The organism is Oryzicola mucosus, from assembly GCF_014534685.1.
GTDB classification, from domain to species: Bacteria; Pseudomonadota; Alphaproteobacteria; order Rhizobiales; family Rhizobiaceae; genus Oryzicola; species Oryzicola mucosus.
This window is the reverse complement of sequence record NZ_JACVVX010000024.1, coordinates 1-1470: the sequence shown is the minus strand read 5'-3', so window position 1 is coordinate 1470 and position 1470 is coordinate 1. Positions and strand designations below refer to the sequence as shown.

The 1470-nt window shown below is 51.8% G+C and carries 1 protein-coding gene; it reads left to right on the top strand.

Going from position 1 to position 1470, the window contains the following annotated elements; genetic code table 11:
• Positions 1-1470, top strand: a 1470-nt coding sequence (locus tag ICI42_RS23400) for an FG-GAP repeat domain-containing protein (protein WP_188167019.1), incomplete at both ends; no start/stop codon positions are given.

Sequence of the window (1470 nt, the reverse complement as noted above, 5' to 3'; positions counted from 1 at the left end):
TTCTCTAACACCTCCCGCCTCACCAGCATCGACCGATACGGCCGAGAGGCAACCGTCGCAGCAGACGGAACCATCACCGGAGGAACACCAAAACGCATCCAGAACATGACCTATCAGGGGATGCCAGGACATACCCTCAAGCACAATGTTTTTGAACCCGAAAGCAGCGGCCCAAATGAAAGCGGCCTCTACCCGACAATGGTGGGTGATCTCAATGGCGACGGATACCAGGAATTATATGGGTTTCATACGAAGAAAGGGGCATATGATGTGGAATACGGAGTGCAATCTTACGATACAGAATTTAGTCACTATTCATTTAATCCAGACGGAACCAAAAAAACCTTCAAAACCGAGCATGTTTTAACCAACTCGACACAGACCAATTACTATGACCAATCGAATACATACCTTAGGCAATTTGAGGGCGTTCTAAACCCTGACACTATGTATCGTGAAATACCATTTTACATTACGACCAAAAGAGTAACTCAAGAGGAAAATGGGTTTCGGACAACCTACTATGGTTTTGGCCGCCGTGGAATAATTGCACCTAACAGTACGGGAAGCTATGGTTTCAAAGCATGCTCGTCTCAAGAAAGTTACTTCAAGTCAGTCTGCGATTCATTCCCATCGTCCGTCGGTGTTGCGGGAGCGACAGGCCTAAGCTGGGTAAGGCGTATCGTTGACTATGACGGTGACGGTATTGCCGAGATGCTGATGCCGATGGCGGGAGGTGATCATCATGCTGAAGGCCCAGGTTACAGCTCATTCTTCAACGTGCTTGATCTCAAGGGTAATGGGCGTGCCCGGATTTTTATCGACCGAAAACAACTCGATAAGACCGGTTCGAACTGGACGGAATCTGGTACTCAGATACCTACCGATTGTGACTGGAAGCTTTTCGTCGGCGCCGTCGACCTGAACGGCGATGGAATCCAGGATCTGGTTCAAGCTATAAACGGCGAGGTGAAACAAGTCTGCCTTGGCACCGGGCGTTCGTTCAAGTGGCGGAACTACAATATCCCACGGCTACATGACGGGGGTTTCTTCAACGACGATTGGAGAGGCGGCCACCATGGATTTGCCGACTTCGACAATGACGGCAAGGCCGATCTTTACACCGTCAATTACGGCAGTGAGGCCCAATCACACGGCGGTTTTGGCGCATTCAAGGTCTACGCGCTTCAGGTCGGTGCCGACAGGACGTTGAACGCCACGCAGTACTCTGGCCTCAATCAGTCGTACACCGCGCTTGTCGGTGACTTCAACGGCGATGGCTTGCCGGATATGGTCGGGTCGTGGTCGGCACTCGCGGTTTCCAATGCCAACTCTGGCAATCCGAATCTTCTCCGTTCGGTCAAACTTGAGGCAGGCGGCGTTGTGTCGGTCGACTACACGCCGTCGAGCCGGTTCGAGAACGACTACCTGCCTCAGGTTCTGCATGCGGTGACGAAGCTGAGCGTGGAT